11 protein-coding genes are annotated in these 16,120 nt (G+C 72.3%); 2 read left to right on the top strand and 9 right to left on the bottom strand.

The window, feature by feature from the left end:
• Nucleotides 1–12 precede the first annotated feature (12 nt).
• The 9 genes from K8U61_RS16335 to K8U61_RS16295 form a co-directional block, all read right to left on the bottom strand.
• Nucleotides 13–4,059, bottom strand: a complete 4,047-nt coding sequence (locus tag K8U61_RS16335; RefSeq protein WP_224124104.1) for a PKD domain-containing protein — start codon at nt 4,057–4,059, stop codon at nt 13–15.
• Between the two features lie 169 nt (nt 4,060–4,228).
• Nucleotides 4,229–5,185, bottom strand: coding sequence for a sulfotransferase family protein (locus K8U61_RS16330; protein WP_224124103.1), 957 nt, complete (start codon nt 5,183–5,185; stop codon nt 4,229–4,231).
• Entirely contained in the window at nt 5,182–6,402 is a 1,221-nt protein-coding gene (locus tag K8U61_RS16325) for a hypothetical protein (RefSeq protein ID WP_224124102.1), read from the bottom strand. Before K8U61_RS16325 ends, K8U61_RS16330 begins: the two co-directional genes overlap by 4 nt.
• A 23-nt stretch (nt 6,403–6,425) precedes the next feature.
• Nucleotides 6,426–7,316, bottom strand: a complete 891-nt coding sequence (locus K8U61_RS16320) for a sulfotransferase domain-containing protein (RefSeq protein ID WP_224124101.1) — start codon at nt 7,314–7,316, stop codon at nt 6,426–6,428.
• A 5-nt stretch (nt 7,317–7,321) separates the two neighbouring features.
• A complete protein-coding gene (locus tag K8U61_RS16315) occupies nt 7,322–8,482 on the bottom strand; it encodes a hypothetical protein (RefSeq protein ID WP_224124100.1) in 1,161 nt (386 codons plus the stop codon).
• A complete protein-coding gene (locus K8U61_RS16310) occupies nt 8,482–9,366 on the bottom strand; it encodes a hypothetical protein (RefSeq protein ID WP_224124099.1) in 885 nt (294 codons plus the stop codon). The genes K8U61_RS16315 and K8U61_RS16310 overlap by 1 nt, the downstream gene beginning before the upstream one ends.
• A 26-nt stretch (nt 9,367–9,392) precedes the next feature.
• Nucleotides 9,393–10,649: a Gfo/Idh/MocA family protein gene (locus tag K8U61_RS16305; protein WP_224124098.1), complete on the bottom strand. Its 1,257-nt coding sequence runs from the start codon at nt 10,647–10,649 to the stop codon at nt 9,393–9,395.
• Between the two features lie 52 nt (nt 10,650–10,701).
• Nucleotides 10,702–12,255, bottom strand: a complete 1,554-nt coding sequence (locus K8U61_RS16300) for an oligosaccharide flippase family protein (RefSeq protein ID WP_224124097.1) — start codon at nt 12,253–12,255, stop codon at nt 10,702–10,704.
• The gene (locus K8U61_RS16295) at nt 12,245–13,717 is read right to left on the bottom strand and encodes a Wzz/FepE/Etk N-terminal domain-containing protein (RefSeq protein WP_224124096.1); all 1,473 of its coding nucleotides are present in this window, start codon (nt 13,715–13,717) and stop codon (nt 12,245–12,247) included. Before K8U61_RS16295 ends, K8U61_RS16300 begins: the two co-directional genes overlap by 11 nt.
• Nucleotides 13,718–13,820: 103 nt before the next feature.
• Between K8U61_RS16295 and K8U61_RS16290 the strand changes: the two genes are divergently transcribed.
• Both K8U61_RS16290 and K8U61_RS16285 read left to right on the top strand, forming a co-directional pair.
• Nucleotides 13,821–15,182, top strand: coding sequence for an O-antigen ligase family protein (locus tag K8U61_RS16290; protein ID WP_224124095.1), 1,362 nt, complete (start codon nt 13,821–13,823; stop codon nt 15,180–15,182).
• Entirely contained in the window at nt 15,179–16,120 is a 942-nt protein-coding gene (locus tag K8U61_RS16285; RefSeq protein ID WP_224124094.1) for a glycosyltransferase, read from the top strand. Before K8U61_RS16290 ends, K8U61_RS16285 begins: the two co-directional genes overlap by 4 nt.

Here is a 16,120-nt window from a genome sequence, read left to right as displayed (position 1 = left end):
CGAAAGGGTGAGTCAGGGGGAAGCGGTCAGCACCGCCGAGAGGTCGAAGCTGGCATCCGCGGTGCCCCGGTAGTTGAGGTGGGTCTCGGCCGCCACCACGTTGCGGCCGTCGACGAGCAGGCTCGTCGGGACCTCGATGACGAACGGTGCGCTGTTGGCCACCGACGTGCGCCGGGCCGAGGACGCGTACGTCTTGTTCGTGACCGTGCCGGTCGGCATGTTCGAGCGGCCGACCTCGGTGCCGTTGACGTAGACCACGACCCCGTCGTCGGCGACCGTCGTGAGCACGAGCCTGGTGACCTTGGTGCGGTCCGACACCTGGAAGTCACGACGGAAGTAGGCCGCGAGCGGTCGGTCGGAGGTCGTGGCGAAGGTGTCGAGGTTGGTGCCGAGCGGGGTGGAGCCGAAGCCCAGGACACCGGCGCCGGTGCTCCACGCGGAGGCGTCGAAGTCCTTCGCCGCCCAGTCGGTCGGCGGCGCGGTCGCGTCGTACTTGTAGCTCCAGACCGACTTGCTGGCGATCACCGTGCTGTCGACCGGCGGTGAGGTCGTCGTGATGTCGTGCGAGATCGTCGAGGTCGCGCCGCCGTCGTCGGTGACGGTCAGCTTCACCGTGTAGGTCTTTGCCTGGGTGTAGGTGTGGTTGACCAGCTGGCCCGAGCCCGTGGTGCCGTCGCCGAAGTCCCAGCTCCAGGTCTTCACCTGGCCGTCGCTGTCGGTCGAGCCCGAGCCGTCGAGCTGGGCGGTCAGGTTGGAGACCGACGAGCTGAAGGCGGCCGTCGGAGCGGCGTTCGCCGGCGCCACCGTCGAGCGGGTCGAGTAGAGCGAGGCCACCTGGGCGGCGGTGAGGACCGTCGGGAAGACGGCGGCCTCGTCGAGCGTCCCGGTGAGGTTGCCGGTGCTGGCGCCCGACCAGACGTTGTCGCCGCCCACGCGCCAGTAGCCGACGAAGTTCTGGGCCGAGGTGTTGGGGTTGGTACCGGCCAGCGCACCGTCGATGTAGAGCTTCATCCCGTCGGTCGGCGAGAGGGTGCCGACGGCCAGGTGCCACTGCCCGTTGTTGATGGCGGTGGTGCTCGTGACCCGGTTCTCGACGCCGGTGTAGGCGCCGAAGACGACGGTCCCGTCGTTGCGCAGGAAGAGATGCCGGTCGTAGTTGCTCGACGAGCCGGTGTTGGAGCTGCTGTAGCCGATCAGGCGACCACCCGAGGTCGAGGTCGACTTGAACCACACCGCCAGCGAGAAGGTCGACGGGGCGGCTGTCAGCTTCGGCGACGTCACGAACCCGGTCGCGTTGGTGGTGCTCACGGCGGTGTCGGTCGAGCCGGCGAGCACGCCGGCCACGCCCTTCGTGACGTTGCCGACGTAGGTGCCGGTGCGGCCCTCGGGGCCGGAGTCCTTGGCGGTGCTCCCGCTGGTCTCGCCGAGCCGGTAGTAGACCGACGGGGACAGCGAGTAGACGAGCTTGCCGTAGGGATCGGTCGGCGAGGGCGCGGCCGCGCTCGCGACGGTGACCGTCTGCGAGGTCGTGCCGGTCGCGCCGGTCGAGTCGGTGACCGTCAGCTTGACGATGTAGGTCCCGGCCGCGGCGTACGTGTGCTCGGCGATCGCGCCGCGAGCACCCGAGCTGTCACCGAAGTCCCAGAGGTAGTCGGTGATCGTCCCGTCCGTGGCCGTCGACGCGGAGCCGTCGACCTGGACGGTGGAGTAGGACGTCGTGTTCGTGAACGACGCGGTCGGGGGCAGGTGGGCCCCGGCCACGGCGAGCACCGACGTGGTCGCCGAGTAGTTGCCCGCCTTGTCGATCGCGCGGACGAAGAAGCGGTTGGAGCCCCCGAGCGGCACGGTGATCGAGGTGAGGTTGCCGGTGGTCGCGGCGATCGGCCGGTCGTCGCGCAGCACGACGTACCGGACGCCGCCGCCGGCGTCGGACGACCCGGACCACGACAGCGTGGCGGTCGACGACGTCGAGCTGGTCAGTGTCAGGTTGGACGGCTGGGTGGGCGCCGTCGAGTCGTTCTGCGGGAAGCGGACGAAGCCGCCTGCGAAGGCCGCCGCCTGCGAGTTCGTGGCGGCGGCGACGACGTCGCCCCCGGCCCAGAGGACGCCCGTGCTGTCGGGCTGGATCGCCCAGATGCCGGTGCCCTGGCGCATCTCGAGGTTGGGCGTGAACGACGGGAGCCGCTCGCCCGTGGTCGCGTCCCAGGCGCCCAGCCAGCGCAGGGCGTTGGCGCCGGTCCACGTCGAGCCGAGGTTCGACCAGGTGTAGGCGTTGGCGTACTCCCAGTCGTCGCAGTGGCAGCCGGCGAAGACCGCGTTGCCGAGGTGGCCGATGGCCTGGATGTCACCGTGCGGCTTGGCGATGTCGCCCATCGTGCGGTTCAGCGTCGTGGGGTCGAACTGGAAGAGCGAGTGCTCCGAGCCGCCGACCCACACCTTGCTGCCGACCGCGTCGACGGTGCGCTGGTAGTTGTTGTTGCTGTTGCTCCACGACGGGCTCCAGGCCCGCGCGGTCGCCCCGGCCGCCGTCGACAGCGCGGCGGCCTTGAGGGAGGCGACGCCGTTCGAGGTCGTGAAGTAGCCGCTGACGTACGCCGTGGCGTTGTCGGGCGAGATCGAGACGTCGGTGGCGGTGCCGTTGAGGGTCGGCTTCCAGGTCGAGTCGGGCGTGCCGTCGGTCGTCGACACGCGGGCCAGGCCGCGGGAGTAGATGAACGCGTTGGGCTTGCTGCCCCCCGCGAAGTGGGTGACCGCGCCGGCGACGTAGAGGTAGCCGTCGGCGACGTCGAGCCCGTTGACGCGGAACGTGTCGTTGGCCAGGCGGTCCTGCACGGTGACGTTCCAGGAGGTGTCGATCGCGCCGGTGCTGGGGTTGAGCGCGACGAGGCCCGTCACCGCCTGCCCGTTGACCTGGGTGAACTCGCCGCCGGCGACGACGTCGCCGTTCGGGAGCGTGGCCAGGTCGTGGACCTGCTGGTTGAGGGTGGGCCGGAAGGTCGAGATCCACTGGCCCGTGCTCACGTCGAAGGCGGCGAGGAACGGCTGGTTGACCTGGCCGGTGCCGGCGGCGTCCTGCTGGACGTACTGGAAGTTGCCGCCGACGAACATGGTGTTGCCGGACTGGGTGAACGCCTGCACCTCGACGTTGCCCTCGGTGCTGCTGTCGGCAGCCAGCCCGGAGACGCCCCACGGCGAGGCGAGGGCCTTCGAGCTCGGCAGGCTCTGCTGGGCGTAGCCCGACAGGCCGCCGTCGGGGATCGCGGTGAAGCCGGAGTTGGAGAGCACCTTCGGGCGGATCCAGACCTGCGCCTCGGGCAGGGCGTAGCCCGCGTTGGTCGCCGACCAGAGGTACGTCGTGTCGCTGGCGGTGCCGGCGGTCGAGGACCCGTAGCCGAAGCCACGCTTGTAGGTGTTCGCCTGGACGGTCGTGTTGTAGACGAGGCTGGTGCCGTTGCCGGAGCCGAAGGACGCCGACGTGCCACCCGTGCCGGAGCTGGAGCCGATCGTCCAGCTGGCGACCGGGTTCTCGGCGCCGAAGGTCCAGGTCCACTGCGGCCACTTGGAGTACTTGACCCGCACCTCCTGCCAGCTGCTCCCGGTCGCGTTGGCAGCGCGCCGGATGCGCACGCCGTCGGCGAGCGCGTCGACCCGGGCACCGCCCATCAGCGCGCGGACCGTGCCGCTGGGCAGCTGGACGGTGGTGGTGAGCGGGAGCGTGCTCGGCGTCAGCAGCGCCGACGCGTCGCCCTTGCCGTCGTAGTCGATGGTCCAGCCCTCGCGACCCTGTCCGACGAGCACCCACCCGCCGCCGTCGGTGGTCATGTCGCAGTAGAACTGCTGCGGCTCGGCCATCGCCGGGGTCAGCAGCCAGTAGGCACCGTCGGTCGAGGACGCCTGCGCCTGCTTGATCTCCCAGCACGAGCCGGCCGCGGTCTCGGCGGTCGCGCCGAGGCGCGGCGCATCGGCGGCGGTGGCCTTGACCCCGCCCGTGAGAGCCGGGAGCAGGACCGCGGCCAGCAGGAGGGCGAGGAGGACGGCGAGACGACGTGGGACGTGCATGGGGATCCCCTGGAGAGACGGTGGTGCGTGGGTTGCGGCGCCGTCCGAGAAGCGTCGTCGACGTGCGGAACGTATCGACGCGTCGTACGCGCCCTCATCATCAAAAGCGGTCAAACACTGGGGTCTGGGCTCTCACCCGGCTGCTCCGGTCAGCCCGACCCGCTCCTGTTCACAGCCATGACGGCTCGAGCCCCCAGGTCGGGAGCAGGCCGCGCAGGACGTCGAGGTCGGAGGCGTAGTAGTCGTCGAGGGCGTGCCGGGTCTCCTCGGACAGCTCCGGGGGACGTCCGGGGTCGAGCCGGCTCAGCACGAGACGGTCCGCGCCGACGACCGAGGCGTTGTACATCCACCCCCAGGGGGTCATCCGCCGCGGGTAGCGGCGGTCCATGGAGTCGCTGTAGGTGAAGCGCGTGCGGTTCTTCGTGCGCAGCAGCCGGAGCCGGGCGGGCGAGTAGACGCCGCGGTTGGAGACCCGCACCGACTGCTCGGGGAGCGGCCAGTCGGGGTCGACGCCGACGAACTCGAACGCCGAGCGCAGCGTCTCCTGCGGGTGCTTGATCAGCTGCACCTGCTCGAAGACCGCGATCCGGTCGGCCGGGAAGAGGCCGAGGTAGCGGTCGAGGTGCTCGCCGTAGCGTCCGAACGTCAGGACCTCGGGCGCCCGCGGGTAGTCGGCGTCCCAGGTGCCCGCGAGCAGCGCGTCGACGGCTTGGTCGATCGGCAGCAGCGGCACGAACCCGTGGCGCACGAAGTGGTAGTAGCTCGACACGGCGCGGGCGACCGGGTCGCGGAGCACCACGAGGATCCGCAGGTCCGGCAGCGCGTCGTGGAGGCGGCCCGGGATCTCGGGGCGACCCAGGTAGTCGGGGCGCTTGATGCCTCTCACGGCGGCGCCGACGGGCGAGTGGTAGAGCTCGGGCAGCCGATCGGCGTCGCCTGCCGAGAAGAACGGGTCCTCGAAGCAGCGCACCTCGCCCTCGGGGATCTCGATGTCCGGGTGCAGGCTCATCTGGTCCTGGAGGAAGGTCGAGGCCGACTTCTGGGCGCCGATCACGGCGAAGCCCGGCATGCCCGTGTCCGTGGCGGGCCGCTGGTGCCGCCCGACGTGCTGGTCGAGGTCGCTCATGATGACTCCTGTCGGGACGCGGCCTGGCGCAGCAGGTGCGCCAGCCCGTCGGGCGAGATGAACGCGGTCTCCCAGGTGCCCGAGTGGCGGGCGATCGTGCAGGCGCGCTCCACCGTCGTGACGGCGTACGCCGCGGCGACGACGGCTCGGTCCGCCTCGCCGAGACCGATGGCCGCGAGGTGGTGGTTGGCGGCGGCGAGGGCGTCCGGGAGCGACATCCGGTCGACGTCCCGCGCGGCCAGGCGCTGGGTGGAGAAGGCCCAGTGGAGGGCGTCGAGGCCGGCGACCGCGTCCGGCTCGGCGTTCTCCCAGTCCCAGATCCAGAGGCGGCCCTCGGCGTCACGGGCGCGGTTCCAGGGAGCGAGGTCGCCGTGCCAGCGGTCCGTGACCGGCAGGGGTACGTCGTGGGCGGCGACCTCGGCCGAGACCGCGAGCGCCTGACCGGCGAGCTCCCGGACGTGCGGCGCGTCGAGGGCCTCGTCCAGGCGTGCGCGCACCGCTCGGAGCTGCCCGGTCTCGGCGATCCTGGCGTGGCGGACGACCGGGGTCAGCGCGAAGAGCTCCTCGGAGGTCGGCTCGGCCACCCGGGTGAGGGACCCGCGCGCGTCCGCCGGGAGCGGCTCGGTGACGGTGACCGGGTGCCCGAGGTAGTCGAGTCGCGCGATCAGCCGCGGCGCGCGGACCGGGCCGTCGCCGCCACCGATCGCGGCGAGCACGTCGCCCTCGGTCGCGACCAGCCGGTCGGTCACCTCGTCCCAGCCGACCTTCGCGTAGCCGACGGGCTCCCCGACCGCGTCGACGAGCTGGAGCATCGTCTTGCGGTTGTCGCTGGTCCGCACGCCCGTCGACGCGAAGACCTGCCGGCCGAGCGCCTCGGAGAGCCGGGCGAGCGGCAGGAGGTCCGCGGTGCCGGGCGGCGCGTCGTGGCGCACCTGCACCTCCACCGTCGACGCCGACAGCGGAACGCCGAGCCGGGCGGCCGCCCCGAGGGCGAAGCGGGCGACGTTGGTGCCCGGGGTCCGCAGCCGGCGGTAGTTGGTGAGCGCGCGGCTCGCGGTCGTGCGCGGCCGTCGCGGCACGAGCAGCCGGGCCGACTCGGCGTTGGGCACGAGCCAGTAGGACTCCACCGTGCGCCACTCCTGGTCGGGCGCGGGATCGACCACCGCACGCAGCGCGCCGGAGCGGGAGAAGGCCGGCGCCCACAGCTGCTCGGTCACGTGGTCGAGAGGGTGCACCGCGATCACGACCAGTGCAGCGAGCGGCCGAGGAAGGCCTCGAGCCGGGCGTTGTGCGGCGCGTAGAAGTCGGTCAGCTCGGCGCGCACCGACTCCGGCATCGGTGCCCGTGCGCTGGCGTTGAACGTCTTGCGCGTCGGCAGCTCGACCGACGGGAGCCCGAGGAACTCGCACGTGGTGTCGAAGGCCGACTGCACGTCGGCGTACATGTCCTCGCTGCGCAGCACCAGCAGCTGCTCGCGCGGAAACGTTGCGGTCCAGGTCTCCAGCTGCGGGAGGTAGACCCCGCGCTGCCGGTAGGCGTACCAGTCCCACGCGTCGGCGTGGTAGTCCGGGTCGTTGCGCATCCGCTCGAGCTCGTGGGCGGTCCGACGCTCCTCGGCCTCGAGCGCCTCGGGGAAGGACAGCGGCTCGACGCCGTTCTGCACCCGCTCCTGGTAGTGCGACCAGGCCCGCTCCACGGGGTCGCGCACCAGCGCGATGGCCTTCACCGACGGCGCGAGCTCGTGCACCCGCTCCGGGATCCGCTCGTCCCACATGTAGAACGGCGATGCCTCCCCGGACTGCGGGCGGTAGCCCAGCCGCCGGGTGGCCCGCTCCAGGTGGGCGTCGGTGTGGAAGTGCGAGCGGTACCAGGGCTCCCCCAGGTGCAGGTTGCGGAAGAAGTAGTCGGTGCTCTTCCGACCGCGGACCTGCGGGTAGAGCCCCAGGATGCCCGGGTGCATGAGGAGGTAGTTGAAGAGCGAGGTCGTGCCGCCGCGCTTGGTCCCGATGACGAGGAAGTCCGGGAGCCCGCGCCGAGCGGCGGTCGCGAGACCCCACTGCCGCGTCGTCCAGTTGGCGAGGTCCATCGCCGGCCGCGGGACGCGGGCCTTGATCTCGGTCGTCGATGCCACGCCCCTCACCCCTTCGTCCCGAACGGGAAGAACGCCACCCGGTTGCGCCGCTTCTGGTCGACCTTGCTGAACTGGCCGCCGGCGACGATCCCGCGCGACGAGACCGCGATCGACCGCACGCCCCAGAAGCCCGTGAACGCCGGCCGGAACGTCGACGACACCTTGCCCGTGCGAGCGTCGATCGCCAGCAGGTGCAGGGACCCGTTGCCCTTGTACTTGCCGTGGATCCCGACGTACGCCGTGCCGCCCGCGAGGCGGACCGCCTGGGCGTCGCCGGCGAAGTGCACGCGCCAGGCGGCCTTGCCGGCCGAGGGGCCCCAGCCCACCGCCTGGTTGCCGTTGATCGGCTTGCCACCCATCGCGGCCACGACGCGGCCGTCGCTGCTGACGTCGATCGCGTTGACGAGCGCCGGCGTGGTGCGCGAGGCGTTGGGGTAGCGGAAGATCTGCGTCGACACGGCACCGGACATCGGGTCCACGCTGCCCATCCCGGTCCGGAGCCGGTCGTCGATCGTCGTGAAGTTGCCGCCGACGTAGAGGCGTGCGCCCTTCAGGGCGAGTGCGCGGACCGTGCCGTCCGTGGCCGCCGTGAAGGCCGGATCGGTGGCGCCCGTGGTCGCGTCGACCGCGACGACGTGGGCGTGCGGCTCCTCCTGCGCCGAGGTGAAGTCGCCGCCGGCGAAGAGCCGGTTGCCCTGCCGGGCGAACGCCCGGACGGCGCCGTTGGTGTCGAGGACGAACCCCGGGGAGACGGCGCCATTGCTCAGGGAGAGCTTCGCGACGTGCTCCTGGCCGCTGCCTCCGATCACCTCGAACGCGCCGCCGACCCAGACCGACGACTTCGACGTGTTGAGGGCGAAGACCGTGCCGTCGGTGTTGGCGACCCAGCCCTTGAGCGGCCGCCCGGTGCGCAGCGAGAACGCCGCGAGGTTGCGCCGGGGCAGGGTCGCGCCGTTGCGACCCACCGCCTTGCTGAAGGCACCACCGACGATGAGCTTGTCGCCCGAGGTCGCCACGGCGTAGACCGGGCCGTTGACGCCCCAGGCCCACGACGCCGCGGTGGGCGAGGCCAGCTGTGCCGTCGCGGGCCCGGGCACCACGAGCGTCAGCGTCGCGGCCGAGGCCAGTGCGGCGAGCACCCCGACCCAGGTCCGGGCGCGTGACATCACGACCGTCCCGGGACGGCAGCGCGCGGCCAGACCTGGTCGGCGATCTCTCGCGTGCTGTGGATGTGGGCGGCGGTCGAGGCGCCGAACACCACGGACTCGATGGCCGGGAACTCCGCCACCCAGCCGAACGCCTCCTGCGGCGAGAGGGCGCCGGAGGCGAAGACCGACATCGCGATCGCCCGGAACTGCCGCTCCTCGAGCACCGCGCGGTAGCCGTCCGCGCCCCCGGACATCCGGAACTCCAGCTTGTTCATGTTGCTGCACACGATGGGGTTCTCGATGCCGACCCGGTCGAGGACGTCGAGCAGCGGGACCAGGTTCATCGTGATGTAGCCGGGCTCGGCGCCGTACTTGTCGCGGACGTGGTGGGCGAAGACGGCGAACGCCTCGTCGAAGCCGAGCCCGAGCAGCAGGTCGACGACGACGTTCTGCAGGAAGACCACCGGCGTGGGGACGCCGCGGAACATGCTCATCTCGGCGTCGATCAGCATCGTGATCATGCTCTCGACGTCCTTGCGCGCGACCGCGCGACCGCCCTTGAAGGCCGTGGCGACGAGGCCGTCGTCCGGCAGGAACCGCCGCAGAGCGCCCAGCATGCCGTAGTCCGTCACGGCGTTGGCGTACTTGTGGGCGTAGGGCATGCACGGGTAGAAGGTGAAGCCGGCGTAGCGCTCCGGCTGGCTGCGTACGACCTCGACGATCTCGGCGACGCGCTCGTGCGTGGTGCACATGAAGGTGTGGATGCCCTCGTCGTACGCCGCGTCGAGCACGGCCATGACCGCGTCGAGGTCCTGGAAGCGCATCGCCTGGGCGCGCGCCTTCTCCTCGGACATGTGGTTGACCCCGAAGAACTGGTTGTCCCCGAACAGGAGCCGGTCCATGACTCCTGGGTCGTGCGTGATGGTGCTCATCGGTGCTTGTCCCCCATGGTTCGTCGAACCTTGTCGACGCCGCGGCGAAGACCGCCGAGCGCCGTGCTGCCGATCTCGCGCAGCCGGTCTGCGCGGGTCGTCGTACGTCGGGTGGTGGGCGCGGCCGGGCGCGCCGGCGAGCGGGGAGCGGGCGTGACGGGCGCGCCGGCGGCGTCGGCGAGCAGCATCTCGATCACCCGGTCGGTGACCGCGGCGGACTCGAAGGTGTTGAGGTCCTGCGCCTCCTCCGGCGCGAGCTCGCCGAGGGCGTTGCGCACGAAGTAGTCGAGCTCGGCGCTGTACTCCTCGCCGCGCACGTAGAACCAGACGGGAGGCGTGAGCTCGGTCGTGTACTTGACGTTCCAGCCGTGCCGGTAGCCCTCGGGGGCGACGGCCGACTCGCGCAGGTAGACCTGGCACTCCTGGCGGTCGACGGTGATCCGGCCGTGGCTGCCCCACAGGGTCAGCCGCGTGGTCATCTTGCGGTAGGACTCGTCCGACCAGTTGACGGAGAGCTGGGCACTGGCGCCGCCGTACTCCAGGGTCGCGTAGACCTCGTCCTCGGTGTCGGCGGAGTAGACCCGTCCGAGGGTCGTGCCGCGCACCGCGGTCGGCTCGCCGAGGAACCAGGTCATCAGGTCGAGCGGGTGGGCGGCGTAGTCGTAGAGGCAGCCGCCGCCCTCCGCCCGCCGGGAGCGCCAGGTGCCGCCCTTGGGCTTGAGCACGACCGGGCCGTAGGCCTCGGCGAGCGCGTGGTGGACGGTGCCGATCGCGCCCATCTCCACGAGGCGCTCGGCCTCGGCGAAGGCGGCGACGAAGCGGTTGTGGTAGCCGACCTGGCCGACCACGCCGCGCTCCTCGGCCAGCCGGGCGAGCTCCTCGGACTGCTCCGAGGAGAGGGTCAGCGGCTTCTCGCAGAAGACGTGCAGGCCACGCTCGATCGCGGCCCGCACCATCGGGTAGTGCGCCTGGGTCGGGGTGGCGATGACGACCGCGTCGATGTCGACGGCGTCCAGCATCGCGGCGTAGTCGGTGGCCGAGTGCAGCCCCGTGTGGGTGCCGAGCACGTCGAGGACGTAGCCGTTCGCGTCGCAGACGACCTCGACCATGACCCGCGGGTGCGCCCGCAGGAGCGACAGGTGCGAGAGACCCATCTTGCCGACCCCGACCACCGCGACCCGCAGCATCGTGGTCGGGGTGCTGTCCGGGCCGGCGGCCACGGCGGCGGCCGGGCGGTCGAGGAACGTCGTCATGGCCGGTATCTCAGCCGCTGCGGTGAGGGCGTCGGGGCGGACCGGGTGCCGATTACCCACTATTGAGGGAGGTACGGCGGCCGCGATCCCTCACCGTGGCCAGTGCGTCCAGACGCAGCCGGCGACGGTCGAGGACGCAGTAGGTGCCCAGCACGAGCACCCCGAGCAGGGCGGCCACGACCAGCTGGAGGGACCCCTGGCCGGCGACCGCCACGACCGCCAGGGCGGGGAGGGCGACGCAGCCGGTGACGGCGAGCACCGTCCCCGCGATCGCGGGCAGCGCCGGCGAGACGCCGATGCCCCGACGTACCTGGTAGGCGGCGAGGACGGTGTCGAGCGCCATGCTGGCCGCCCACACGACGGCGGCGCCGTCGATGCCCCAGCGCGGGATCGCCACGAGGTTGGCGCTCACGTTGAAGCAGACGACGACCGACTTGTTGAACGCGCCCCAGCCGCTGCGCCCGCTCATCAGCAGCAGCGACTGCACGTTGCCGGCGGCGAGGACGACGACCGAGCCCAGGCTGAGGACGACCATCGGCGTGACGCCGTCGGCGAACCCGGGGCCGAGCCAGCGCAGCACCGTCGGCGAGAAGACGGCGAGCAGGAGGTAGATGGGCGCGCCCAGCAGCAGCACCCAGCGCGCGGTCGCGGTGTAGAGCTCGGCGACTTCGGCGCGCCGGTCCTCGGCGAGCAGGGCGCTGAAGCGCGGGGCGACGACGATCCGCAGCGCGGTCATCGCGACCACCCCGGCCGCGACGAAGCGCGCGGCCGCGCCGTACACGCCGGCGGCGGTGGCGCCGAGCAGGACACCGACGAGGAGGACGTCGACCCAGATGATGGTCTGCTCCATCACCGCCATCACGGTCCGGGGGCCGGAGTAGCCGACGATGTGACGCACGAGTCCGCGATCGGGTCGCCAGGAGGTCGGGGGGCCGAGGTCGCGGCGCCGGACCATGCGCAGCAGCACGAGGACCGCGACGACGGCGCCGAGGAGGCAGCAGGCCGCCCAGGCGCCCGAGATCGCGAGCGCTCCCCCGCCGACCGCCCACACCAGCACGAGGGTGAGCGGCCGGAGGCCGGGCACGAGGACGTTCCCGACGCCGTTGAAGGCGAGCACGCCGCCGAAGGCCCGGGTCGCGGCCAGGGCCACCGTCATCAGGCTCGCGGCCGGCAGGAAGACCAGGGCGATCGTGACCGCGTCGACCACCTCCGACCCCGACGACCGGAGCCGGGCCAGCCACACCACCAGCCAGACGGCGACGGCCGCCAGCGGCACCACGAACGAGAGCCCGCACGTGGCGGTCAGGGCGGGCCGGACCCGGCCGGGCTCCGTGCGCACCAGGCGGGGCAGCAGCCAGACCGCCGTGGTGTCGAGCCCGAACTTCGCGACGGCGAGCGCGATCGTGAAGACCGCGACCGACTGGAGCACGACCCCGGCTCCGTGCGGCCCGACCAGGCGGGCCAGCAGCACGTTGAAGGTGAAGCCGGCGCCCGCGGAGACCGCAGCGCCCGCGAAGGTGACCGCACCACCCCGAGCGGCCCGCCCGAGCTCGCTGCTCCGGGCCGGCCGTTCCGAGGACGGGGCGGTGACCGTGTCAGACGCCATCGGCCGCGAGGGTCACGTGATTCTCCACCGTGACCCCGCGACGACGCCTCCGCAGCCGGCGACCTCGGCGCGATCCGTGCGCCGCCAGCACCGACCCGACGACCGGCGCTCCGACGCTCGACAGGTCCTCCTCGAGCGATCGCAGGGTGCCCGACCTGGTCCGCCGGCACTCGACCACGGCCACGACGCCGCCGGTACGCCGTGCCGCGGCGAGGACCGTGGACCGGGAGGCGTCCGGGGGCAGCGCGACCACGACGTACTCCGGCGGTGTCGTGTCGACCTGGCTGGCGGGGACCCCGCGCCCGAGACGTACCGCGGTGGGCCCGATGGCCGGGAAGGGACTCGGGACGGCGCGGCCGTGGTGGTCCGCCACGAGCTCGGCCGCGAGCCGGGCCTCGCCCTCGGCGAGGACGACCAGCACCGGTCCGGTCACCGACGCGGCGAGGCCGAGCGCCAGGTTCACTGCGACGGTCGGGTGCTCCCCGGTCGTGAGGTCCACGACGGTCGTCGCCCCCGGCTCGTGGCCGCGCGCGGCGAGCAGTCGCTCGGCGGCACTGCGGTAGGAGTCCTCGTCGCCGGGCGCCGCCGGCACCGCGGCCATCCGGTCGGAGAGCTGCGCCAGCACCGGCCCGCCGTGGGCCTTCCCGATGTCGGCCGCCGTGGCCAGACGACGGTCGAGGGCGTTGACCACGAAGGCGGCGATCACCCCGATCACCAGACCGGCGGCCAGGCCCATCTGGACGAGCAGGCGGGTGTGCGGCTGCACGGCGACCGCGTTGTCCTCCGCCTGGGTGATCACGTAGCCGCCCGAGGTGTCGATGCTGGCGATCGAGCTCAGCTGGTCGAGGAGGCTGGACAGCTGGGCCTCGAGCACCGTGCGCCGGCTCACCGCCGCCGCCCGCTGGTTGCTCGAGCTCGCCGTCGCGATCGCCTTGTTGACCACGGTGAGCTCGGTGCTCACCTGGGTCTGCTCCTTCGAGAGCTGGTTGCTGATCCGGCCGACCTTGTCCTGGGCAGCGACGGTCCGGTAGTCGACGAAGGCCTTGCTGACGGCGTCGGCCCCGGCGAGCGCGTCGTCGAGCGTGCCGGCGTCGTACGTGATCCGCGCGACCGTGGCCTCGGGCAGCACGGTCACCGTCATCGCGCGCCGGACGTCGGCGATGGTGGTGCCGTTGCCGAGGTCGGTCGCGGCGTCGGTCAGCACCGCCGACGACTTCGCGAGCTGCGTCTCGGTCGCGGGGTCGATCAGACCCGAGGCCGAGCGCTGCGTGCTGAACGGCTGGTCGGCGATGACGTTGAGGTTCACCTCCGCCGTCGCGGTGTAGGTCGTCGGCGAGGTGACGGCGTACGCCCCTGCCAACGCTCCCCCGAGAAGCGTGCACCCGAGCACGACGAGCCAGCGGCTCTTGAGGACCGCCCAGTAGCGACCCAGCTCGAGCGGTGTGTTCTCCTGCGACTCCACGACTGTTGACCCCCGGCCTTCGATCGGAGGCACCAGCGTTCTCGGGCACGTCGGTTCGGGGACGCGATCGGGCGGCATTTACCCCATTCGGAGGATCCTCCCGGTGGAGCCCGGACGGCGCCCGGTCGCGCCGGTGATCCTCTCCGTCATGAGCACCCACTCGTCGGCGGAGCCGGCGGCCCCTGCCCTGCCGCTGTGGCCGCTGGTCGCGCTCTTCGGGCTCACGCCGCTGTGGTGGGCGCTCGGCCTCATCGACATGATCCTGGTGCCGCTGGCGATCGTGATGGCGGCGTACCTCGCCCAGGGCGGCCGGGTGCGGGTGCCGACCGGCTTCGGGCCGTGGCTGCTCTTCCTGGTCTGGATGCTCTGCTCGATCGTCATGGTCGACACGCCCAACCACATGGTGGCCTTCGTCTACCGGGCGGCGATCTACCTGGGCTCGACCGTCGTCTTCCTCTACATCTACAACTTCCCGCGGCGCGACACGGGCCGCACGGTCGCCGGGATCCTGACCGTGCACTGGCTCTCGGTCGTCGGCGGCGGGCTGCTCGGCACCGTCCTGCTCGGCACCGTCGTCAAGACGCCGATGTTCTACCTGCTGCGCTCGACCGCCGGCGGGCTCGCCGCCAACGACTTCATCAACCACATGGTCGTGCGGCGGTTCGCGCAGTACAACCCGGACTCCTACCTCGGCGTCGCGGGCCGGCCGAGCGCGCCCTTCCTCTACGCCAACAACTGGGGCAACGCCTACTCGCTGCTGCTGCCCGTGGTGATCGCCTACATGATCGTGCTCCACCGCAGCGGCACCCGACGCGACCGGACCGTCTTCTGGCTGCTGGCCGTGGCGGTCGGCGTCTCCGTGGTGCCCGCGTCCTTCACCATGAACCGCGGCATGCTGATCGGCCTGGGAGTCGCCGCGCTCTACATCGCGTTCCGCATGGCGATGCGCGGCAACGTGCTGGCGGTCGTCGCGATCCTCGTGCTCGCGGTCGCCGGCGGGCTGGCCTTCCAGCACCTCGCCGGCGCCCGCCTCGAGACCCGTCTCGAGGGGTCGGGGACCTCGACCCGGGCGTCGCTCTACGAGCAGTCCCTGGCCTCGGTGCCGCACTCGCCGGTCTTCGGGTACGGCGTACCCCCCACCAGCCAGGACCCCGACGCGCCACCGGTCGGCACCCAGGGGCAGTTCTGGATGATCCTAGTCTCCAACGGACCGGTCGCGATCGCGGCGTTCATGGCGTTCTTCCTCGTCGCCTGGATCCGGTCGAGACGGCGGTGGGACCCCGTCGGCCTGGTCACCTCCACGCTGTGCCTGGTCTCGGTCGTCGAGCTCGGCTTCTACGGCGTCGTGCCCTACGGCCTGCCGATCATGATGGCGACCACGGCGCTCGCGCTGCGCCGCGCCGACCGTGAGCCGGACGGCCGGCCATCACGCGTGGCGCAGCACTCCGTGGCGGTGCCGCGATGAGGACGCTGCTCGTGGCGTCCCCCGGTGGCCACCTCGACGAGCTGATGATCATGGTCGACCTGCTCGGCGTCGACACCGACGACGCCGTCTGGGTGACCGGGCGGACCGCGCAGAGCGAGTCGCTCCTCGAGGGTCGCGAGGTGGCCTGGGTCCCGCGGGTCGGCTCCGGCCAGATGGCGCGGGCCGCGCTCGGCCTGCCCGCCGCCGTCCGCCTCCAGCACCGCGTCCGCCCCGACCGGCTGGTCAGCACCGGCGCGCTCTTCTCGACCCCTCACCTGATGGCCGCCCGCCTGCGCGGCTGCGAGACGTGGTTCATCGACAGCGCCACCCGCGTGGTGGCGCCGTCGTCGACGGGGCGATTCGCCCAGCGTCTCACCCGCGCGGAGCTCTTCGTGCAGGGCGACGGCTGGGGCGACCCGGCCTGGCGGCCGGTGCCCAACGTGTTCGACGCCTTCGAGGCCGTCCCCCGCGACCGCCCCGATGTCGAGCTGCGTACGGCGGTCGTGTCCCTCGGCACCGAGCTGTGGCCCTTCGACCGGGCCGTCGCCGCCTGCCGCCGGGTCCTCGACGGCATGGACGTGCGCTGGCAGACCGGCACCACCGAGGCGGTCGGTGACGACGGCGTACCGCTGACCCGCTGGCTCCCCGCTGCCGACCTGCACGCCGCGTTCGGTGCCGCCGACGTCGTCGTCACCCACGCCGGCGTCGGATCGGTGCTCTCGGTGCTGCAGCAGGGCAAGGTCCCGGTGATCCTTCCCCGTCGCTCCCGCTCGGGCGAGATGGTCGACGACCACCAGCTCGAGTTCGCGGCGAGCATCGCGGCCAAGGGCCTCGCGATCGCCGTCGACCCCGACCACCTGACGGCCGACCACCTGCGTCAGGCCGCCGCACTGGCGGCCCACCGCCGCCCGACCACCGCGACCCAGCTCGTCCGCTGA

The organism is Nocardioides mangrovi (assembly GCF_020073815.1).
Classification (GTDB): Bacteria; Actinomycetota; Actinomycetes; order Propionibacteriales; family Nocardioidaceae; genus Nocardioides; species Nocardioides mangrovi.
This window is presented reverse-complemented; position numbering and strand designations above follow the sequence as displayed.